The 18872-nt window shown below is 50.9% G+C and carries 15 protein-coding genes; 13 read left to right on the top strand and 2 right to left on the bottom strand.

What is annotated here, in order from left to right; genetic code table 11:
- Positions 1 to 114: 114 nt before the first annotated feature.
- Genes flhB through ABID13_RS09845 form a run of 3 tightly spaced genes read left to right on the top strand, consistent with a single transcriptional unit; the run spans position 115 to position 2807 of the window.
- Positions 115 to 1176: a flagellar biosynthesis protein FlhB gene (gene flhB / locus ABID13_RS09855; protein WP_048930041.1), complete on the top strand. Its 1062-nt coding sequence runs from the start codon at positions 115 to 117 to the stop codon at positions 1174 to 1176.
- 28 nt (positions 1177 to 1204) lie between these two features.
- Positions 1205 to 1909: a cell division ATP-binding protein FtsE gene (ftsE, locus tag ABID13_RS09850; protein WP_007865561.1), complete on the top strand. Its 705-nt coding sequence runs from the start codon at positions 1205 to 1207 to the stop codon at positions 1907 to 1909.
- A complete protein-coding gene (locus ABID13_RS09845; protein WP_048930040.1) occupies positions 1899 to 2807 on the top strand; it encodes a cell division protein FtsX in 909 nt (302 codons plus the stop codon). The genes ftsE and ABID13_RS09845 overlap by 11 nt, the downstream gene beginning before the upstream one ends.
- 88 nt (positions 2808 to 2895) lie before the next feature.
- On the opposite strand, the gene ABID13_RS09840 is transcribed toward ABID13_RS09845, so the two are convergent.
- Entirely contained in the window at positions 2896 to 3819 is a 924-nt protein-coding gene (locus ABID13_RS09840; protein ID WP_048930039.1) for a LysR family transcriptional regulator, read from the bottom strand.
- Positions 3820 to 3964: 145 nt separating this feature from the next.
- Here ABID13_RS09840 and ABID13_RS09835 point away from each other — a divergent pair, with 145 nt between their 5' ends.
- The 4 genes from ABID13_RS09835 (at position 3965) to ABID13_RS09820 (ending at position 8087) form a co-directional block, all read left to right on the top strand.
- Complete coding sequence (locus ABID13_RS09835; RefSeq protein WP_048930038.1) at positions 3965 to 5089, top strand: tripartite tricarboxylate transporter substrate binding protein; 1125 nt, start codon at positions 3965 to 3967, stop codon at positions 5087 to 5089.
- Positions 5090 to 5121: 32 nt separating this feature from the next.
- Positions 5122 to 5574, top strand: coding sequence for a tripartite tricarboxylate transporter TctB family protein (locus ABID13_RS09830; protein WP_007865571.1), 453 nt, complete (start codon positions 5122 to 5124; stop codon positions 5572 to 5574).
- Positions 5575 to 5666: 92 nt separating this feature from the next.
- Positions 5667 to 7157 carry a tripartite tricarboxylate transporter permease gene (locus ABID13_RS09825; RefSeq protein WP_048930037.1) on the top strand — a complete coding sequence of 497 codons (1491 nt, stop codon included), beginning with the start codon at positions 5667 to 5669 and terminating at the stop codon, positions 7155 to 7157.
- Positions 7158 to 7172: 15 nt separating this feature from the next.
- Positions 7173 to 8087, top strand: a complete 915-nt coding sequence (locus ABID13_RS09820) for an alpha/beta hydrolase (protein ID WP_007865579.1) — start codon at positions 7173 to 7175, stop codon at positions 8085 to 8087.
- Between the two features lie 47 nt (positions 8088 to 8134).
- Here ABID13_RS09820 and ABID13_RS09815 read toward each other — a convergent pair whose 3' ends face one another.
- Entirely contained in the window at positions 8135 to 9979 is a 1845-nt protein-coding gene (locus ABID13_RS09815; RefSeq protein ID WP_048930036.1) for a DUF885 domain-containing protein, read from the bottom strand.
- 377 nt (positions 9980 to 10356) lie between these two features.
- On the opposite strand from ABID13_RS09815, the gene metG reads away from it, so the two are divergent.
- The 6 genes from metG to ABID13_RS09785 all read left to right on the top strand — a co-directional run bounded on the left by metG (position 10357) and on the right by ABID13_RS09785 (position 18869).
- Positions 10357 to 12369, top strand: coding sequence for a methionine--tRNA ligase (metG, locus tag ABID13_RS09810; protein ID WP_048930035.1), 2013 nt, complete (start codon positions 10357 to 10359; stop codon positions 12367 to 12369).
- Between the two features lie 296 nt (positions 12370 to 12665).
- Positions 12666 to 13442 (top strand): TraX family protein, encoded by a 777-nt coding sequence (locus tag ABID13_RS09805; protein WP_040416885.1) that lies wholly within the window; start codon positions 12666 to 12668, stop codon positions 13440 to 13442.
- A gap of 5 nt (positions 13443 to 13447) precedes the next feature.
- Positions 13448 to 14236 (top strand): TatD family hydrolase, encoded by a 789-nt coding sequence (locus ABID13_RS09800; protein ID WP_045091220.1) that lies wholly within the window; start codon positions 13448 to 13450, stop codon positions 14234 to 14236.
- A 194-nt stretch (positions 14237 to 14430) separates the two neighbouring features.
- Complete coding sequence (gene brxC / locus ABID13_RS09795; RefSeq protein ID WP_117450344.1) at positions 14431 to 17271, top strand: BREX system P-loop protein BrxC; 2841 nt, start codon at positions 14431 to 14433, stop codon at positions 17269 to 17271.
- A gap of 37 nt (positions 17272 to 17308) precedes the next feature.
- Positions 17309 to 18346 carry an AAA family ATPase gene (locus ABID13_RS09790; protein WP_007865601.1) on the top strand — a complete coding sequence of 346 codons (1038 nt, stop codon included), beginning with the start codon at positions 17309 to 17311 and terminating at the stop codon, positions 18344 to 18346.
- Between the two features lie 4 nt (positions 18347 to 18350).
- Entirely contained in the window at positions 18351 to 18869 is a 519-nt protein-coding gene (locus tag ABID13_RS09785; protein WP_045091223.1) for a hypothetical protein, read from the top strand.
- The last annotated feature ends 3 nt before the right edge of the window (positions 18870 to 18872 follow it).

Below are 18872 nucleotides of genomic sequence, written 5' to 3'. Positions count from 1 at the left end.
GACGTCATAGGACTGCATGATAAGGATGGGATGCTGTTTGCGCAGCATCCCATTTGTGAAGCAGGCGGATAAAGCAGGCGGCCAAAGCAGGCGGATGAAAGGAGGTGGTGAAGGGTGGCAGCTGATGAGAAGACTGAGAAAGCCACGCCCAAACGAAGGCAGGATGAACGGAAAAAGGGAAATGTGTTCCAAAGCAGCGATGTGGCGGCGGTATGTTCCATGCTGGTCATGTTTCATGCACTTAAGGCCCTGGCTCCCAGGATGTACCGGAATTTCCGGCAAGGCATATACCTGTTCTTTTCCTATGGGGAGAATCCCGACCGCTTTCTTGCACAGTCGGGCAGGGAAATGCTGACCAAGGCAATGATGCTGTTTCTGGAAGCAGCCCTTCCCCTTCTTTTTATCGGTATCCTGGTGGCGGTTGCGGTCACATTTTTCCAGACCAGGATGGCATTTTCCATGGATGTGCTTAAATTTAAGGGGGAACGCATCAGCCCACTGAAAGGGTTTAAAAGGATGATGTCTGTAAGGTCAGTGGTGGAACTGATCAAGGCGCTTATTAAGATTACCATCCTGGGATGGGTGGCCTACGACTTTTTAAAGGGCAGGATGAGGGAGCTGGCCGTCCTCATGGAGGGATCGGTGGAGGGCGCCCTGATCTTTACAGGGAACACGGTCATTTCCCTTGTGGACACGGTGGGAGTGGCATTTGTGTTCCTGGCTGCCCTGGATTATATGTATCAATGGTGGGAATATGAGAAGAACCTGCGCATGAGCAAGCAGGAGATCAAGGAAGAATATAAGCAGACAGAAGGAGACCCTCAGATCAAAGGAAAGATCAGGGAAAAGCAGCGCCAGATGGCTTCCAGGCGCATGATGCAGAATGTACCCAAGGCGGACGTGATCATCCGCAATCCCACCCACTATGCCATAGCTTTGGGATATGATTCCAGCCAGAACCGGGCCCCGGTGGTACTGGCTAAAGGGGCGGATCATCTGGCTTTGAAAATTGTGGAGGCAGGGGAGGCCAACGGGATTTATATCCTGGAGGATAAGCCCCTTGCCAGAGGATTGTATGCAAGCGTTGAGGTGGATATGGAAATCCCTGAGGAGTATTACCAGGCGGTTGCCGGAATCCTTGCATTTGTGTATAAACTGAACAAGAAAGATATATGATTGTGGATAAGATCAGGAGAAGAGCGGTATGCCAGTGGATAACAGTATGATTGTCTTTGACAAGGTGACGAAAATATACGGAAAGACCCAGAAGGCTTTGGATGAAGTGAGCCTTCAGATCGATAAAGGCGAGTTTGTGTTCCTATCAGGCAACAGCGGGGCGGGTAAGACCACCCTTCTGGAGCTGGTCTTAAGGGACGCCAGACCTGATAAGGGGGATATATGGGTCAATGGCATTGAACTGGGGAGTCTGAGGGAGCGCCAGGTCTATCAGTACCGCCGGTACATAGGAATGGTGTTCCAGGATTTCCGCCTTTTTCAGGATTTTACCGTGTATGAGAATGTGGCATTTGCCCAGCGTGTCATAGAAGCGGAGAAAAAGAAAATGAGATCCAGGGTAAGGGAAGTGCTGAGACAGGTGGGGCTGGAGGATAAAGCAGGCTGTTATCCCGGACAGCTGTCCGGCGGCGAGCAGCAAAGGACCGCTCTTGCAAGGGCGGTGGTGAATCAGCCCGTACTTTTGCTGGCGGACGAGCCCACAGGTAATCTGGATCAGAAGAATGCGGAGGAGATCATGCGGCTTTTGGAAAAGGTGAACAGACAGGGGACCACGGTGCTGGCAGTGACCCACAACCAGGAGCTGGTAAAGCACATGCACAAACGCCAGATCGTGCTGAGTTGCGGCAGGATAGCCCGGGATCTTGCAAGGGAGGGATTGGCATATGCGCGCTAGGACTTTTTTGTATCTGTTCAAATTGGGGATAAAAAACCTGTGGTATCACAGAGTATACACGGCTGCATCGGTCATCACCATGTCGGCCTGTATTTTCCTGTTTGGAATCTTTTACCTGGCAGTGGCAAATGTGGACAGTGTGGTCAGGCAGACGGAGCAGGATGTGTATGTTTCGGTTTTCTTTGATGAGGGGATCGCCCCCCAGAAAGTAGAGGAGGCGGGAGGGATGATCCAGGGCAGGCCTGAGGTGCTGAGGACCGTGTATGTGTCTGCAGAGGAGGCGTGGAGCGGATTTAAGGAAGATTATTATGGAAGCGGGGAAGCGCTGGACGGTATCTTTGAGGAGGATAATCCCCTGAAAGCCAGCGGAAATTATCAGGTATATATTGACGGGATGGGAAATCAGGAGGAATTTGTCCGGTTTGCCATGGGATTGGAGGGGGTGCGGAAAGTGACTTACTCCGCGGACACCATCATGGCTTTGCAGCGGATGCGGGCCGCTTCCGCACAATTGATCCGGGGAAGCGGGGCTGTTCTGGTGGTGATCTCGGTGCTGTTGATCCATAATACACTGGCTGTGGGGATTGAGGCCCAGAAAGAAAAGACAAAAGTCATGCGCCTGATGGGGGCCAGGGAAGGCTTTGTAAAGATCCCATTTGTGGTGGAGGGCATTGCTATGGCAGTGGTAGGAGTATGTATCCCCTTGGGGCTGCTGTTGGTTTCCTACCGCTGGTTTGGTGAACTTAACGTGCTGGAACTGGGGCTGTATGCCAAAGACATGGGGCTTCTGACCGAGGGGGAAGTATTCCCCGGGCTGGCAAGGGCTTCCGTTCTTCTGGGGCTGTTTACAGGGACGATGGGAAGCGTTTCCGTGATGGGAAAATTAAAGAAACCATAGATCCAAAGTGGATACGCTGCCCTTGTCCGTCCGCAGGCAGGCCGTATACGCCCGCAAACAGACTATATCCGTCCGCAGGCGGACCGTCTCAGTCCGGTGATATGGGCGGAATCATAATGGGGATATAATGCCTGCGCAAAAGATCGATAAAATACTGCTCCGCAGTGGTCAGGTACGTTCCCTTGCGAAAAGAGATGGCAATGCCAAAGGACTCCCTTGGCTCAACGGGATAATACACCACCCCACGATGGGGAAGGCATAGATTCTGGGGAACAAAGGTGAGGGCGATCCCCTCCTGGGCAATGGCATGGGTCATGTCGATCTTGCTGCATTCAAACAGGATGTGCGGGGTGAAACCCGCCCGTTCAAAATACAGGTTGGCAATGTCACGGATCAGGCTGCTGCTTTTCATCAGTACAAAGCGTTCTTCTCTGTAAAGGGAAAGGTCTGCAGGTTCTGTCTGTATATAATGGCCGGAGGACCGGTGTCTGCATTTGGCTTCAGGTACTGCCAGAAGCACTTCGCTTTTATGGAATATGGTATGTTCAAGCCCGGCCTCTTCACAGTGGAATCCGCTCCAGGCAAAGTCTATGCGGCCGCTCAGAAGATAAGAATACAGATCTTTTACATTTCCCTCCACCAGATCCAGGTCATATTTGGGATACGCTTTGTAGAATTCCGGGAATACCACGGAAAACAGGGCCTGGCCGTATCCGGGCGTAATGCCCAGGCTCAGAGTGCCCCGGGCGCAGTCCACCATGTCCTCCAGATTCTTGCGGCAGTCTTTGGAAATCTGCAGGATCTGATACGCGTGATCCAGAAACACTTTTCCGGCAGCCGTGGGGATCATAGTGTTGTTGATGCGCTTGAACAGGGGCAGCCCTATTTCCTGTTCCAGGTTTAAAAGGCTGTAATTCAGCGCGGAGCGGGATATAAACAGGTTTTCCGCCGCACGGGTAATATTTTGTGATTCTGCAATGGCAGTTATATAATGAAGCTGCTTGAAATCCATAGATCCCCCTCCCTATTGGTGTAAATTAAATTCACAGTAAATCTAAATTTAATATACTTTCCAAACGAATACACAGCTATTATACTGAATACATAAACAAAAAACAATATTTTATAGATAAAAATGACAAAAGGAGAAGGGATTTATGAAAAAACAATGGATGTACTTGTTAATGGCAGCGGGACTGTCTGCGGGTATTCTCAGCGGATGCAGCGCAGCGGGGGCGGACGGCGGCAGCGGTACGGCCAAGAGCAGCGTGGCCCAGGACGGCAGCGGGGTGGGCGGATCAGCTTCAGCTAAGGAAGCGGATGGAGCAGGCAAAACAGAAGCAGGCAGCGGGGAAACGGGCAGCGGCCAGGCGGGCAGTGGACAGGAATCCTGGGATGCGGATACAGTGACCATCTATGTCCCCACCAAGGCGGGAAATCAGGCGGACTTATATATCCGCTTTATCACTCCGGTCCTTGAGAAGAAACTGGGTAAAAGTTTTGTTGTTGTGAACCAGACTGACGGCAATGGAGTGGTAGCGTATGAAACGGTGAGGAATGCCCAAAAGGACGGCAGTACGCTTTTATATTTCCTTAATTCCATGGTAGTGCAGAGCCACACCGGTGTATATGACAAGACCCTGCCGGAGAATTTCACGCCCCTTGCAGTGGATACAAGCACGGGAAGCATGTGGCTTACTGTCAAGGCAGATTCAAAATACCAGTCCGTACAGGATATCATCGATGACGTCAAGGCAAATCCCGGCAAGATAACATACGGCATGACCAGCGGACAGGCACTTCATATGCTGGGCGGAATGATGGAGACAGATATGGGCGCTTCCCTGGCCATGGTGGATGCGGGAGGAAATGCGGAAAGGCTTATTTCCCTTCTGGGAGGCAATGTGGATTTTACGTTCGTGTCCACGAGCGCTGCGGAACAGTATCTGGAAACCAATGAGATCAAGGTCCTGGGCTGTGTCACCGGCACGGGGGAGCGGGATCCTCTTTATCCGGATATCCCCAGTGTCACAGAGGAGGGACTTGCCAGCACCATGTTTGGATTCGATACCCTTTTGCTGGGACCGGCCGGTATGGATCCGGAGCTTGTAGAAGAGATCAACACAGCGTTCCAGGATGCGATGATGGACAAGGAAGTGGTGGACCAGTTTGCGGCCATGAAAAATACCATGGAAGCCCTGGATGTGGAGGGCTCCGCGGCCTATATCAGGGAATTTGACGCTAAGATGGCTGAAAACGCAAAGCTGTTGGGTTTTGAATAACAGAAAAGATAAATGGGACAGGCGGTGTATAGATGAACAATCAGATGAAAAAGGACCGGATAGCAGGAGCTGTCCTGGCGGCGGCCGGCGGCCTGGCCGCAGTGGGCACAAAGCTGATGAAGGTGAAGATGCGGCTGTCGGTGGGGGATCCGGGGCCAAAACTATTCTTGTACATAGCTGCATTTGGAATGATGGTGTGCGGGGCGGGAATCCTTTTCTCCAAAGTGCCGGATAAAAAAATGCTCACCCTGGACAGGGGACAGTGGGGAAAATTCGGGTTCCTGTTCCTGGTGCTTATATGCTATCTTCTGGGGCTTAAGTACCTGGGGTTCCTTGTGTCCACCCCGCTGGCTGCATTTGCGCTGATTTATATATTAAAGCAGAAAAAGAAGATCAATCTGGCAGTGGCAGCTGCCTATTCCCTGATACTTACAGGAGTGCTGTATCTGGTGTTTGTTAAGCTGCTGTCCATTGTTCTTCCATAGAGCGTGTCTGAAGATACGGCTCTCCTTCCCTTTGGGGCTCCCGCCTTTTTAGGCGGTGGGCAGCAATCAATCATCGTTTATGGAGGTTCGTTATGGAGTATTTTTCACTTACCCTGCACACGCTCTTGGAGCCAACCAGCTTTGCCGTTATGCTGGGAAGCGTTGTACTGGGAATTGTATTCGGTGCTGTGCCGGGCCTTACCTCCAATATGGCCATCACACTGCTTTTGCCGGTCACCTTTAAGATGACCGCAAAGCTGGGCATCACCACCCTTATGAGTATCTATGTGGGCGGCATGTCGGGGGGATTTATTGCCGCCACCCTGGTGGGCATACCGGGCACGCCCTCGTCCATTGCCACCTGTTTTGACGCCTATCCCCTAAGCCAGAAAGGACAGACTACAAAAGCCCTGGGAGCCGGGATACTGGGATCCTTTCTGGGAACATTTCTCAGCACCATCATAGCTGTGTTTTTCTGTCCCCTGATTGCAAAGGCAGCCGTAAATCTGGGGCCGTGGGAATATTTCGGCCTCTGTACCATGGCCATTACTCTGGTCATCTCCCTTTCCAAGGGGAATATGTTCAAGGGGCTGGCCGCTGCTTTTATCGGGCTGTTACTCTCAGCGGTGGGGTATGCGCCCTTTGACGCCACGGCCCGATTTACCTTTGGGGTAAACAGTATCAGCGGCGGTATTAATATGGTGGCCCTGATGCTGGGAACATTTGCCGTATACCAGGTTATCCTTAATTACGCCACGGATCAGCAGAACCTGCCCACCATTGAAAAAGCCAATATCCGGGGAATCGGTGTCACCCTTAAGGAGCTGAGGGACAATGTGGTCAATATTGTCAGGTCATTTCTCATTGGCCTGTGGATCGGGTTCCTTCCGGGAATGGGAGCCGGCATTTCCAATATGATCGCCTATTCCCAGGCTAAAAGCGCATCCAAACATCCGGAGAAGTTTGGAACGGGCTGTGTGGACGGTGTATTTGCATCTGAGGTTTCCAACAATGCCGCCATCGGAGGCGCCATCATTCCGCTGATCGCCCTGGGCATTCCCGGGGACACTGTGACGGCGATCATGCTCAGCGGGCTGATGATACACGGGATCGAACCCGGACCTCTTCTCATGACCAAGGAGCCGGAGCTGGTATATGTTATCTTTGGGGCCGTGCTTCTGGCAGCGATCCTTACTCTTATACTGCAGCTGTTTGGAATGCGTCTGTTCCCAAGGCTTCTCACCATTCCATACCACTATCTGTTTGGCACCATCGGCATCATATGTTTTGTGGGTGCGTTCAGCGATACCAATACCCTGTTTAACTGCGGACTGATGCTGGCATGCGCTCTGTTTGCCCTGCTGATGCAGATGGGAGGATTGCCCATGGGGCCCATGATGCTTGCATTCATACTGGGAAGTGAGCTGGAAACCAACCTGCGCCGTTCCATGATGATGGCGCAGGGCAATCCCTTTGTATTCTTTACAAGGCCGGTTTCCTGTGTCTTCCTGCTGATCGCCCTGGTCAGCGTATTGATGCCCCTTATATCCATGGTCAGAGAAAGCAGCAAAAAAGAAAACTAGAAAAGGATGACAAACATGATTTCAAAGCAGATTACTTATAATATGGATCGGGAAAATTTTTCTCCTGTATCAGCAGAGGGGATGAAGGTGATCTACGGGGACAGGACAGACAGCTTCCGGGCCACTCTGATCCCCAATATTGTGTATGTGGTGCGCAACAGGCCTCTCCATCTTCAGCTCATGAAGCTGATATCCCATGAACCTGACAGGAGATACCCGCTGATCGTTTACGTCCAGGGATCGGGATTCAGAAAACAGGAGTATTTTAAGCCCATTCCCCAGTTGGCCCAGTTTGTCCATGAGGGATATGTGGTGGCGTCCGTGGAGTACCGCTACAGCGATGAGGGAGGGGTGTTCCCTGCGCAGGTACAGGATTTGAAAGCCGCGATCCGCTATCTGAGGGCCCATGCCGGGGAGTATCAGATCGATCCGGACCGGATCGCCCTTTGGGGGGATTCCTCAGGCGGGCACACAGTGGCATTGGCCGCGCTTTCTGATGGGGTGGAAGAGTTTGACACTCCGGAATACAAAGAACAGCATTCCAATGTGAAATGCTGTGTGGATTTCTATGGTGTGTTTGAATTTGAGAGTATGTGCGAAACCATGACGCCGGAGCTGATCCAATACTTTGAGGGGGACCCCATTGAAAAATTATTCGGCGGCCCCATCAGTGAACACCAGGAGGAGGTGAAACGGGCCAATCTGGCCGGTTATATCACCAGAGATAAGGTAATTCCCCCCTTCCTCCTGGTCCACGGAGATGAGGATGCAAAGGTGCATTTTACGCAGAGTGTAAAATTCTATAATCTGTTAAAAGACAATGGGCATTCCGTTGAATTCTATAAGGTAAAAGGCGGAGGCCACGGAAACCGGACCTGGACGCCGGAGGTGATGGGTCTTGTAAAGGAGTTCCTGAGAGCCTATCTGTAGGAAAGCATTCTTTGCAGAAAGCATTCCCCACAGGAATATTCCTTCCCTTATTTATTTTCCTCTATCAGCCACTCATTAAAGTAAGGTTTGATCACACTGAAGGGAGCCGGTCCGATGTCCAGAAGAAAACGGTTGAACTCCATGTTGGTGTAACGGCTGCCCAGGGTCTTTTTCGCCTCGCTCTGCATGTTAAGGATCTCCAGGTATCCCACATAATACTCCAGATAGTTGGCGGGGTTTTCCGCAATATCGTAGTATATGGTGGTGATGACCGAGGGATCGCTGATCCGGAAATAATGATTCAGGTAATCCTGTACCTGCTTGATGTCCCAGCCCTCATAGTGGATATTAAGATCCAGGATGGCATAAAGGGACAGGGTAAATGCTGCATTGTGCATGAGAAGCTCGCCCAGGTCAGGATCCAGCCCATTGTCCAGGGTGTAGGAGTAATATTCCACATAGGTGGCCCAGCCCTCGGAGTAGCTGCTGAAACTCAGGAGTTTTCTCAGGTTGCAGCTGTTATTCCTGTTAAAATACAGGGTCTGGTACATGTGCCCCGGATATCCCTCGTGAGCCAGGGTGGAGTACAGGTTTCTGGCCGTGTTGGTGCTGCCGTTGTTGATGTAGATGGAATTGTCCTGGGGCCGGTCGATGGGAACGGTGAGGTAAAATGCTGGGCTTAAGGTGGCTTCCAGGGCAGAGGGTACATTTTTTATATTGCACACATAGTCTTCAATGGCCGGGAAATCCTTGATGCACTGGGTGCGCAGGTTTTCCAGTATTTCATTAGGGTCCGTCAGGCTGAAGGAATAGGAATACATCTTTTTTGCCAGGGTGGGATTCTCAGTGAGCAGCTCATCCATGGCAGTGAGATCATTCATCATCTGGTCGCTGATGGCCTTTTTAAGTTCCGGTATATCCTGATAAGAGGTACCGGTGTAGGCGTTTACCAGGTACTGGTAATATTTTTGCCCCTCAGGGAAATAATACAGCCCCTTGTCATTGGTCCCGGTGCCTTTTAAGGGTGTCAGACCATCTATGAGCTTCTGGTAAGCAGGCACAAAATGTTCATTGATGGCAGCGCGGTTTCTTGCGCTGTAGTCCTCTTTTTCCGTATCGGTCAATCCCTCCACCTGATCCAGCCTCTGGGCAAATGTTTCTGCCATAAAGCTGTGGTCAGCGTCCAGTAGATAGGCGTTGCAGGACTCGATGATCCTGTCAATGGCAGTGTCGCAAAGGCCAAGCCCGGCTTCTGTTTTCTGCTTTTCAAATTCTATGATGCTTTCATAATAAGTGTCAATGGAGGAGAGCAGTGAAAGGTAATCCTCCACATCCTGTTTGGTGTAGAACACATACTCTGACAGCAATATGGGCAGCTGGGCCTGGATTCCCAGGGAAGAGGACAGAGGCTGGTCATAAAGCTCCAATCCCTCGCTGCTTAACATGGTGTTCAGATAGGAGGACAGGATGGTATATGTAAGGAGCTGGTCCTCACGCAGATGACGGCTGTCAATATCATTTAGTTGTACTTTCAGGGATTTGGCATCGGCGAGAGCCTGTTTGCTTTCCTCCAGGGTAACGGTCCCCAGGGTTTTATCGTAATCAGTGATGCCGAAGGCGGCCGGATTGGCCAGGGTATAGTGAAGGGTGATCAGGGAGTTGTCTACTTCGTCCAGGAACAGGTCGTTCATCATCTGGTCAAAGTGCTCCTGGGCATCCAGGTGGGCCTTCTCATATTTTTCATAGGAGGCGGAGCTTTCAAGTCCGGCCTCTGTCTGCGCGTTCGTTTCCTTGTCCGCACTCTGTCCCGGGGCAACGCATCCTGTCACCAGGGAGATGACCAGGATCAGGGACATGATTAGTTGTAAATATATGGTTTTACGCTGTTTCATTATACTGTCATTCCTCCAATGGGGTATAAGTTGTTGTTTTTTGCCTGCACTCGAATCATTATATAGTATATGTAGGGAAATTACAACTTATGTGTGAAAGAATGCCCCCTGTCAGGGGGAAAAACCGGGGTCATGTCTTGACGAATATGGGTGGAACGCTTATACTTAAAACGTAACTGTTCAGGACGGCTCATCTTCTTGACCGGAAAAGCCGGTTAAGAAGCATCGGATGTCCATCCGATGTGAAAATGGGTGCAAAAACGGACTTATAAGCAAGCTTAACGCCCGCTTTTGCACCCATTTTCCCGCCGTCCTGAACTGTTACCTTAAAACTATTAAAACGGCGCCAGCCGGGCAGAAGAAGAGGGAAATGAATTATGTGTCAGGATTGTAAAAAACCATATTATATCACAACAGCCATTGCATATGCATCGGGAAAACCGCACATTGGCAATACCTATGAGATCATTCTGGCTGACAGCATTGCCAGGTATAAAAGGGAACAGGGTTATGACGTGTTTTTCCAGACAGGAACGGACGAACACGGGCAAAAGATAGAGGAAAAGGCAGAGGCGGCCGGTGTTACGCCTAAGGAATTCGTGGACAAGGCAGCCGCTGAGATCCGGAGGATATGGGATCTGATGAATACCTCCTATGACAAATTCATCCGCACCACGGATGAGGACCACGAGGCCCAGGTCCAGAAGATCTTTAAGAAGCTTTATGACCAGGGGGATATCTACAAGGGCTATTATGAAGGTCTTTACTGCACTCCCTGCGAGTCATTTTTCACAGAGTCCCAGCTGGTGGACGGCAAGTGCCCCGACTGCGGGCGGGAGGTCAAGCCGGCCAAGGAGGAGGCATATTTTTTCCGTATGAGCAAGTATGCTCCCCGGCTGATCGAGTATATCAATGAGCATCCGGAATTTATCCAGCCGGTGTCCAGGAAGAACGAGATGATGAACAATTTCCTGCTTCCCGGACTCCAGGACCTGTGTGTTTCCAGGACAACGTTCAGCTGGGGGATTCCTGTCAGCTTTGATCCCAAGCATGTGACCTATGTATGGCTGGACGCGCTTACCAACTATATCACCGGGATCGGTTATGACTGTGATGGAAACAGCACGGACCAGTTTGGAAAGCTTTGGCCCGCCGACCTGCACCTGATCGGAAAGGACATTATCCGCTTCCATACCATTTACTGGCCCATTTTCCTGATGGCCCTGAATGTGCCCCTTCCAAAGCAGGTGTTCGGCCATCCGTGGCTGCTTCAGGGAGACGGCAAGATGAGCAAGTCCAAGGGAAATGTACTGTATGCAGATACCCTGGTGGATTTCTTTGGCGTGGATGCGGTGCGTTACTTTGTGCTTCATGAGATGCCTTTTGACAATGACGGCGTCATCTCATGGGAGCTGATGGTGGAGCGTATGAACTCCGACCTGGCCAATATCCTGGGCAATCTGGTGAACCGCACCATTTCCATGAGCAACAAGTATTTTGACGGCGTGATCGCTGATAGGGGCGCTGCAGAGCCGGTGGATGAGGATCTTAAGAGTGTTGTTCTGGAAGAGGTGAAAAAAGCGGATGCCAAGATGGAACAGCTGCGAGTGGCCGATGCCATGACGGAGATCTTCAACATTTTCAGAAGATGCAACAAGTATATTGATGAGACAACGCCATGGACCCTGGCCAAGGATGAGGCGCAAAAGGACAGACTGTCCACCGTGCTTTATAACCTGACAGAATCCATCACCATTGGAGCATCCCTGCTGTACTCCTTTATGCCTGAGACTTCCGGTAAGATCCTGGCGCAGCTTAACACAGGAAAGAGGGAGCTGGCTCAGATGGATACATTTGGCCTGTATCCGTCAGGCGGCAAGGTGACGGATAAGCCGGAGATCCTCTTTGCCCGTATGGACATGAAGGAAGTGATGGAAAAGGTAGAAGCCATGCATGCAGCGGATCAGGCTGCGGAGGGAGCCCATACCAAGGGAGCAGATGACCGGGGAGATACCCGGGAGTCAGGTGACGCAAAGGAGAACGTAATAGATGTTGAGGCAAAGCCGGAGATAACCTATGAAGATTTTGCAAAGCTCCAGTTCCAGGTGGGTGAGATCATCCGGTGTGAGGCGGTTCCCAAATCCAAGAAGCTGCTTTGCTCCCAGGTGAAGATCGGAAGCCAGACACGCCAGATCATCAGCGGTATTAAGGCTTGTTATTCACCGGAGGAGATGGTGGGCAAGAAGGTTATGGTGGTCACCAACTTAAAGCCGGCCAAGCTGGCGGGTATGCTGTCCGAGGGGATGCTTTTGTGCGCTGCGGATGCGGACGGCGGCCTGGCTCTTATGAAACCGGAAAAGGATATGCCCGCAGGCGCTGAGATCTGCTAAGGGAATCTGATACAGGAGTGGGACAGATGGATGTCCCGCTCCATTTTTTTATACGGGGACATGTTGTGTTCTTGTGAGCGGGAAAAAGGCGTGTTGTGGCGTACTCACCCACTTTGCTTTGGAAAATGGCTGTAAATCACACGAAAATAGGTAATAAATGGGAGATAAGGGGCGCTTTTGATGGAAAAATAGACCAAAAGTGGGAGAAACTTGCATTTTTTACCATTTTGGAGTATGATAATAAGACACCAAAGACCAGGGGCATGATTGGCCCGCTATTTAGACGAGGAATAGAGATGAATACGAGAACAGGCAGTCTGAGTTCATATGGAAGCCGGCGCCCGGGCCTTACGGGAAACCAGCTGAAGGTGCTTGGCATTGTGGCGATTCTGATTGATAATATGGGAGCTGTGGTCATCCAGGGAGGGATTCTCCACGCTGCGGACAGAGCCGTGTATCAGGCAGTGATAGCGACCCCTTCCGGGCATATATGGATGATCGCGGGACAGGTCTGCCGATATCTGGGCCGTCTGGCGTTTCCTATTTTTGCATTTCTGGTGGCGGAAGAATTTGTCCGCACCAGGGACAGGGGAAGGTATGCGCTGCGTATGCTGATCTGCGCCCTCATCTCAGAGGTCCCATTTGACCTGGCTATCTATGGCAGGGTCTTCTACCCCTACTATCAGAACATGCTGTTTACCCTTTTGATCGGAATTATGGTTATATTTGTAATGGAATATACCAGGAAGCTGGGCATTCAGCTGGCTGCCCTGGCCGGGGGATGCGCCCTTTCCTGGATCCTGCAGACGGATTACAATGTGATCGGAGTGCTTTTGATCGCGTCCATGTACTGGTTCCGCCACAACGACATTGCCCAGCTGGCGGTGGGGGTGGTCTTATGCGCCGCGGAGAGTGTGAGCTATTACTGTGTATCCGCCCTGGCATATGTGCCCATTGTGTTGTATAATGGCAGGCGGGGAGCGTTTCAGTTAAAATATCTTTTCTATGTGTTTTATCCCGTCCACCTTCTGGTGCTTTACGGGTTGGCCCATGGATTGCAAAAAGGAGTTTGAGTCCAATGATTTTTGATACACATGCCCATTATGATGATGAGGCGTTTGATACTGACCGTGAGGAACTGCTGGGTAGCCTTAAGGACGCCGGCATCACTTCTGTGATGAATGTGGCGGCCAGCCTTGACAGCTGTGTGACCACCCTGAAGCTGGCAGAAACATATGACTGGATGTATGCGGCCCAGGGGATTCATCCCAGTGAGACGGCGGAACTTGACGAGGAGAAGATCCGGTGGATCGAATCCTGCTGTGCCCATGAGAAGGTAAAGGCAGTGGGAGAGATCGGTCTGGATTATTACTGGGAGGAACCTGACCATTCCATACAGAAGAAATGGTTTGTCCGCCAGCTGGATCTGGCGAGAAGGACAAAGCTTCCTGTAATCATACACAGCAGGGATGCCGCAAAGGATACCCTGGATATGATGAAGGCAGAGAAAGCAGGGGATATGGGCGGTGTGATCCACTGTTTTTCCTATGGAAAGGAGATTGCCAGGGAGTATCTGAACATGGGATTTTTTCTGGGGATCGGAGGCGTTGTCACATTTAACAATGCAAAGAAGTTAAAGGAAGTGGTGGAGTATGCTCCCCTTAAATCCCTTGTGCTGGAGACAGACTGTCCCTACCTTGCCCCTGTGCCCAACCGGGGCAAGCGCAATTCCTCCCTTAACCTGACTTATGTAGTGGACGCCATCAGCGGGATCAAGGGGGTGGACAGGGATACGGTCATGAAGACGGCCTGGGAGAATGCACTGCGTCTGTATAGGATCAGCCCAATACCCACATCGGATGTCTGAATCGTTACGATTGTTTGGGGAAATATTCTGTTTCCCATTTAAAGCGTTGAATACTTCCTGCATTTTTGTTAAAATATTTGTATTCCACTCAAAGGATCGATGCAAAAGAAGGGATAGATTTGCTTATCCGGATATACTGCCGGGGTTTATGGCCACAAGGTATGGAGCTGATTGAAGGATAGGAGTGCAGGAAAATGAAAATTAGTCAAATGTTTCAAAAGAAAATACAAAGGCCGGTTCAGGGAATTATAAAGGTCACACAGGATTCTGCGGATATCATGGCGCAGGAGTTGGAGGAGTATGTTGTGACCCGGGAATTGAACCGGCATTTTGACGTGTTTTTTGAAAATTATTGCACAGGGATAAAGGAGGGACTGGATCATACGGGCGTGTGGGTCGGCGGTCCCTTTGGCAGCGGTAAATCACTGTTTTTAAAGGTATTATCCTGTCTGCTGTCCGGCAGGGAATATAAGGGCAGGCGCGCGGTGGATATCCTAAGCCGGGAAATAGAGGACAGGCATACCATAGCCAATATGCGGGCCGCAGCGGAGATCCAGGCCGACACCCTGCTCTTTCACATGGATGAGGATGGCGGACGGCCTGCAGCCGGTGGTGACAGGGTTGTCAGGGACTTTAGGAGGGCATTTGATCATTTTCAGGGATTTTGTGAGAATATGCCCTGGATTGCGGATCTGGAGCGTCAGATGACCAGAGATGGTGTGTACGGGAACTTTTGCCGCCGCTTCAGGGAGTTATCCGGAAGTGACTGGAAAGAGGCGCGGGAAGATTTTTATTTTGAAGAAGAAAATATTGTAAAAGCCCTGGCGGATACAACACAGATGAGCCCTGAAGCGGCAAAAGGCTGGTATCAAAATGCTGAAAGGAATGATCCGCCAGGCATTGATGATCTTGTGCATATGGTGCAGGAATATATTGAAGAAAGAAGCGCTGCCGGCCGGAAAAAACAGGTCATTGTTTTTTTATATGACGGCGTAGATGCCGCCCAAAATGACGTCAGCTGCCTGTTATCCCTGCAGGCCATAACGGAAAGGCTGGGGGAGTTGTGCAGTGGGCAGGCCTGGGTCGTAGCGGCAGGAAAGCAGGATGTGGATGCACCTGCGCTGCCGGGCAGCGGGGGACGGACGGAATACAGTGACGCTTTGAAAACCGCATCACGTTTTAGGACCCGTATCCTGTTGTCATCCGAGGATGGGGAGGAGATCGTCAGGAAACGGCTCCTGGCCAAGACAGATGCGGCGGCAGGGGAATTAAAGCATCTGTATGCTGAAAGGTCTTCTGACTTTAAGGAGTTGTTCCGGCTCTCCTCTGATGTTTTGAGACAACAGCTGTATGGGGGGGAGGAGGAGTTTACAGAGACATATCCGTTTGTTCCCTACCAGTTCAGCCTGCTCCGGTCCGTGCTTCAGACCATGTTTCGGAGGATTCCCATCAAGGGGGCAGCCATAGGCGGTCAGAATGCCTCAGGGGATGGGACAGCCATAGAAACTCCCTCCGGCCAGGTGCGCTCTCTGCTGCACGCCTTTCAGGCGGCGGCGGTCCGCTATCAGGAATCCCAATGTGGTGCGCTGGTTCCTTTTTCCGCTTTTTACCAGGATGTAGAGCCCTTTTTAAACGCTGATATCCGGGGGACGGCGGCAAAGGCTGCGGATATGGCCGCGGGCCGTGATGGGGGTCTGGAGCCCTTTGATCTGGAGGTCTGGAAGGCCCTTGTACTGATCCGGTATGTATCCGCCGCACTTCCGGCTAATGTGGAGAATATCACCACCATCATGGTAAAGGATATCGGTGAGGACAGGGCTGAAGCGGAACAGAGGACCGTGGATTCCCTGGCCCGCCTGGAAGCGCGGGACCTGATCGCCAGCATTGGGCAGCAGTATATGTTCCTGGTCATAGAGGACAGCAGGCGGGATCAGCCGATTGAAATCAGGAAGGGTTATGATCCTGGGATGCGGGACAGAATAGTAGAAGAGTTTGTTTCCCTCCTGTTTAACGGGAATAAGACATACCGATATAAGGATTACCGGGACTTTACCTTGCGCATTGCAATAAATGATCAGCCGTGGGGAATGCAGAAAGGCGAGATAGGGATCCGTGTGATGCTATCGACCCATGACAGGATGCCTGGGACTGAAGACCAGGTCAAGGCACGGTCCGTTAAAGAGCAAAGCGTGGTCATTGTGCTTCCGGCCCGTATGAAGCTTATAAGGAGGATGGAGCAATGGATCAGGCTAAAAGCATATATGCTTCGTCTGGCTGAATTAGATGAAGGATCATACCGCGGATCCGGGACAGCGGACGCAGATACAGGAGCGTTAGGTATAGGGGAAGGGGCAGGGCACTGTCATGGACTGCTGGCGGACATGGTGAGAGAGGCAGATATATATGTGAATGGGAACATGATGGATGGGAAGGAAAAGGAGCCGGTTTGCCGGATCAGTGACGCGGTAAGGATACTGGTGGAAAGCTTATACACCAAGCTTAACTGTATTATCCCGCCTTTTGACCAAACGGAACCGGTTAGCTCCCGTTTCAATGAACCTGCCAGGGAGGAGATGCTGAAAGCCATCAACCTCAGCTGCCTTGCCAATATTCCGGTTACCATGGAAAGCCTGGTCAGGCAGTTCTCAGGGATTCCCTACGGCTGGAGGAAGGCCGATACGGCAGGGACGGTCCTTGCCCTGTTTGAACAGCAGGATATTGAGTTGGTCTTTAACGGCTGTACGCTTACGGCAAAAGAGGATGATCTGTTATCCTATGTTACCAGGCAGGATTACCTGGAATATATAACGGTCAAGTCGCGGTTCAGGGGCTGTCCCCAGCTGGCGGACACGATCCGGCGGTTCTTTGAAGAACAGAGGGAACGGTTAGACCATGGGCTTAGGATCCTCTCTGCATATGAAAAGCAGGAAGGCTATAGGCCGGATCCGGGACTGGAACGGATGGCGGATCTGGCCTCACAGTACACGCAGGGATTTATGGATATCAGGCAAGAGGGCAGGAATAGGATAGAGTGAGACCAAAGTATGGCTTGATATGGAAGGAGCGGCGGCAATGGCCCTTGAACAATTACATTTGGAAAATTTTACTGTATTTAGGAAACTGGATTTGAAGTTTTGCCGGGGGATTAATGTGCTGATCGGGGAAAACGGCACAGGAAAGACCCATCTCCTTAAGGTTTTGTACGCTTTTTATGAGAGCAATACATTGTCGCGTAACGCAAAACTGCTATTTTTTGAAACATTGTCCCAATGCTTTTGCGCGGACCGGTTTGATGTTATGTTCAACCGGCTGGGGGAACCATTAAAAATCACCCTGGGTGTAAATGAGAAGTTCTTTGCCTACCAGGCTGCTTTTAAAGACAATATTCCAAAAGAGGAGCAGCTGGAACCGCCCCTTGGACAGATGGAGGTCTCGCTGCAGATTAAAGGAAAGAGGACGAGGGAAGAAGTAAAAACCGCGTTCATTCCTGCCAAAGAAATGCTGACCCATGCGGGGATTGAAAAAGATTATGTGGAGAGGCATGTGCCCTTTGATAAGACGCTGGTAGATATATTGTTTAAATCAGGCATGTCCCAACTGCGGGAGCTTACGCCCTCTGCCCGGGAAACCCTGGATTGTATCCAACAGATCATTGGGGGAAGGGTGGTATTTGAAAAGGACCGATATTTTATCATGCACAATGGTTATAAAACCGGCTTTCAAAGTGAAGCGGAAGGTTTCAAAAAACTGTCCGTGCTGTGGCGGCTGATCGAAACAGGATTGCTGGCCAGAGGGTCACTTCTTTTCTGGGATGAGCCGGAGGCCAATATTAATCCCAAGTATATCCCCCAGCTGGTGGATATGCTCTATGCATTGCAGGAGTCAGGTGTTCAGATCGTGCTGGCAACCCATGACTATGTGCTGGCAAAGTACCTGGAATTAAAATCCAGGGGCGCGGATTCCCTGGGGTTCCACTCCCTGTACTATAACGGCAGCCACCTGGTGGAGGCGGAAAGTAAGCCTTTGTTCAGGGATCTGGAGAAAAATTCCATTGGAGACGCCTACAATCAATTACTGGATGAAGTATTTGAACAGACCATAAGGGGGTAATTCCTTGGAAAAGGCTGTTTATAAGGAAGAAAACGGTGTCTACCAGATCGACTGTTCAGCGGCCGTGTGGTCCACGGACCAGATATACAACCTGTACCACACTGCCGGGGTATTTTTAAAGGATGCGGATTTTGTGATAGAGACACCGGAATACATACTGCTGGTGGAATACAAAAATGCGGACATCCCGGGAGCGGTAAATCCCCAGGCATTTAAACCCTTTGAGGAAAAAAGGACAATAGGCGTGGCGCGCAAATTCTATGAAAGCCTGCATTACCTGGCCATGGAGAAAAAGGACAAGCCTGTAAAATATATTTACATAGTGGAATATCCACATGCAGGGGCAACGGACAGAAAGCTGCTGCGCAACTGTATTGCGGAGAAACTGCCCTTCCGGCTGCAGCAGGGGAGAAAGGCAAAGCTCATTGAGGACTTTGAGGTCCTGTCAATTGCGGAGTGGAACAGTCACCCGGACTATAGGGCATATCCCATAACACCTGTTAAAGCCGAAGAGAACCATTGATAT

The sequence above is a fragment of the Enterocloster citroniae genome, assembly GCF_040545455.1.
In the GTDB taxonomy this organism is placed as follows: Bacteria; Bacillota; Clostridia; order Lachnospirales; family Lachnospiraceae; genus Enterocloster; species Enterocloster citroniae.
The sequence above is the reverse complement of the archived record's forward strand: the minus strand, read 5'-3'. Positions and strand labels throughout refer to the sequence as shown.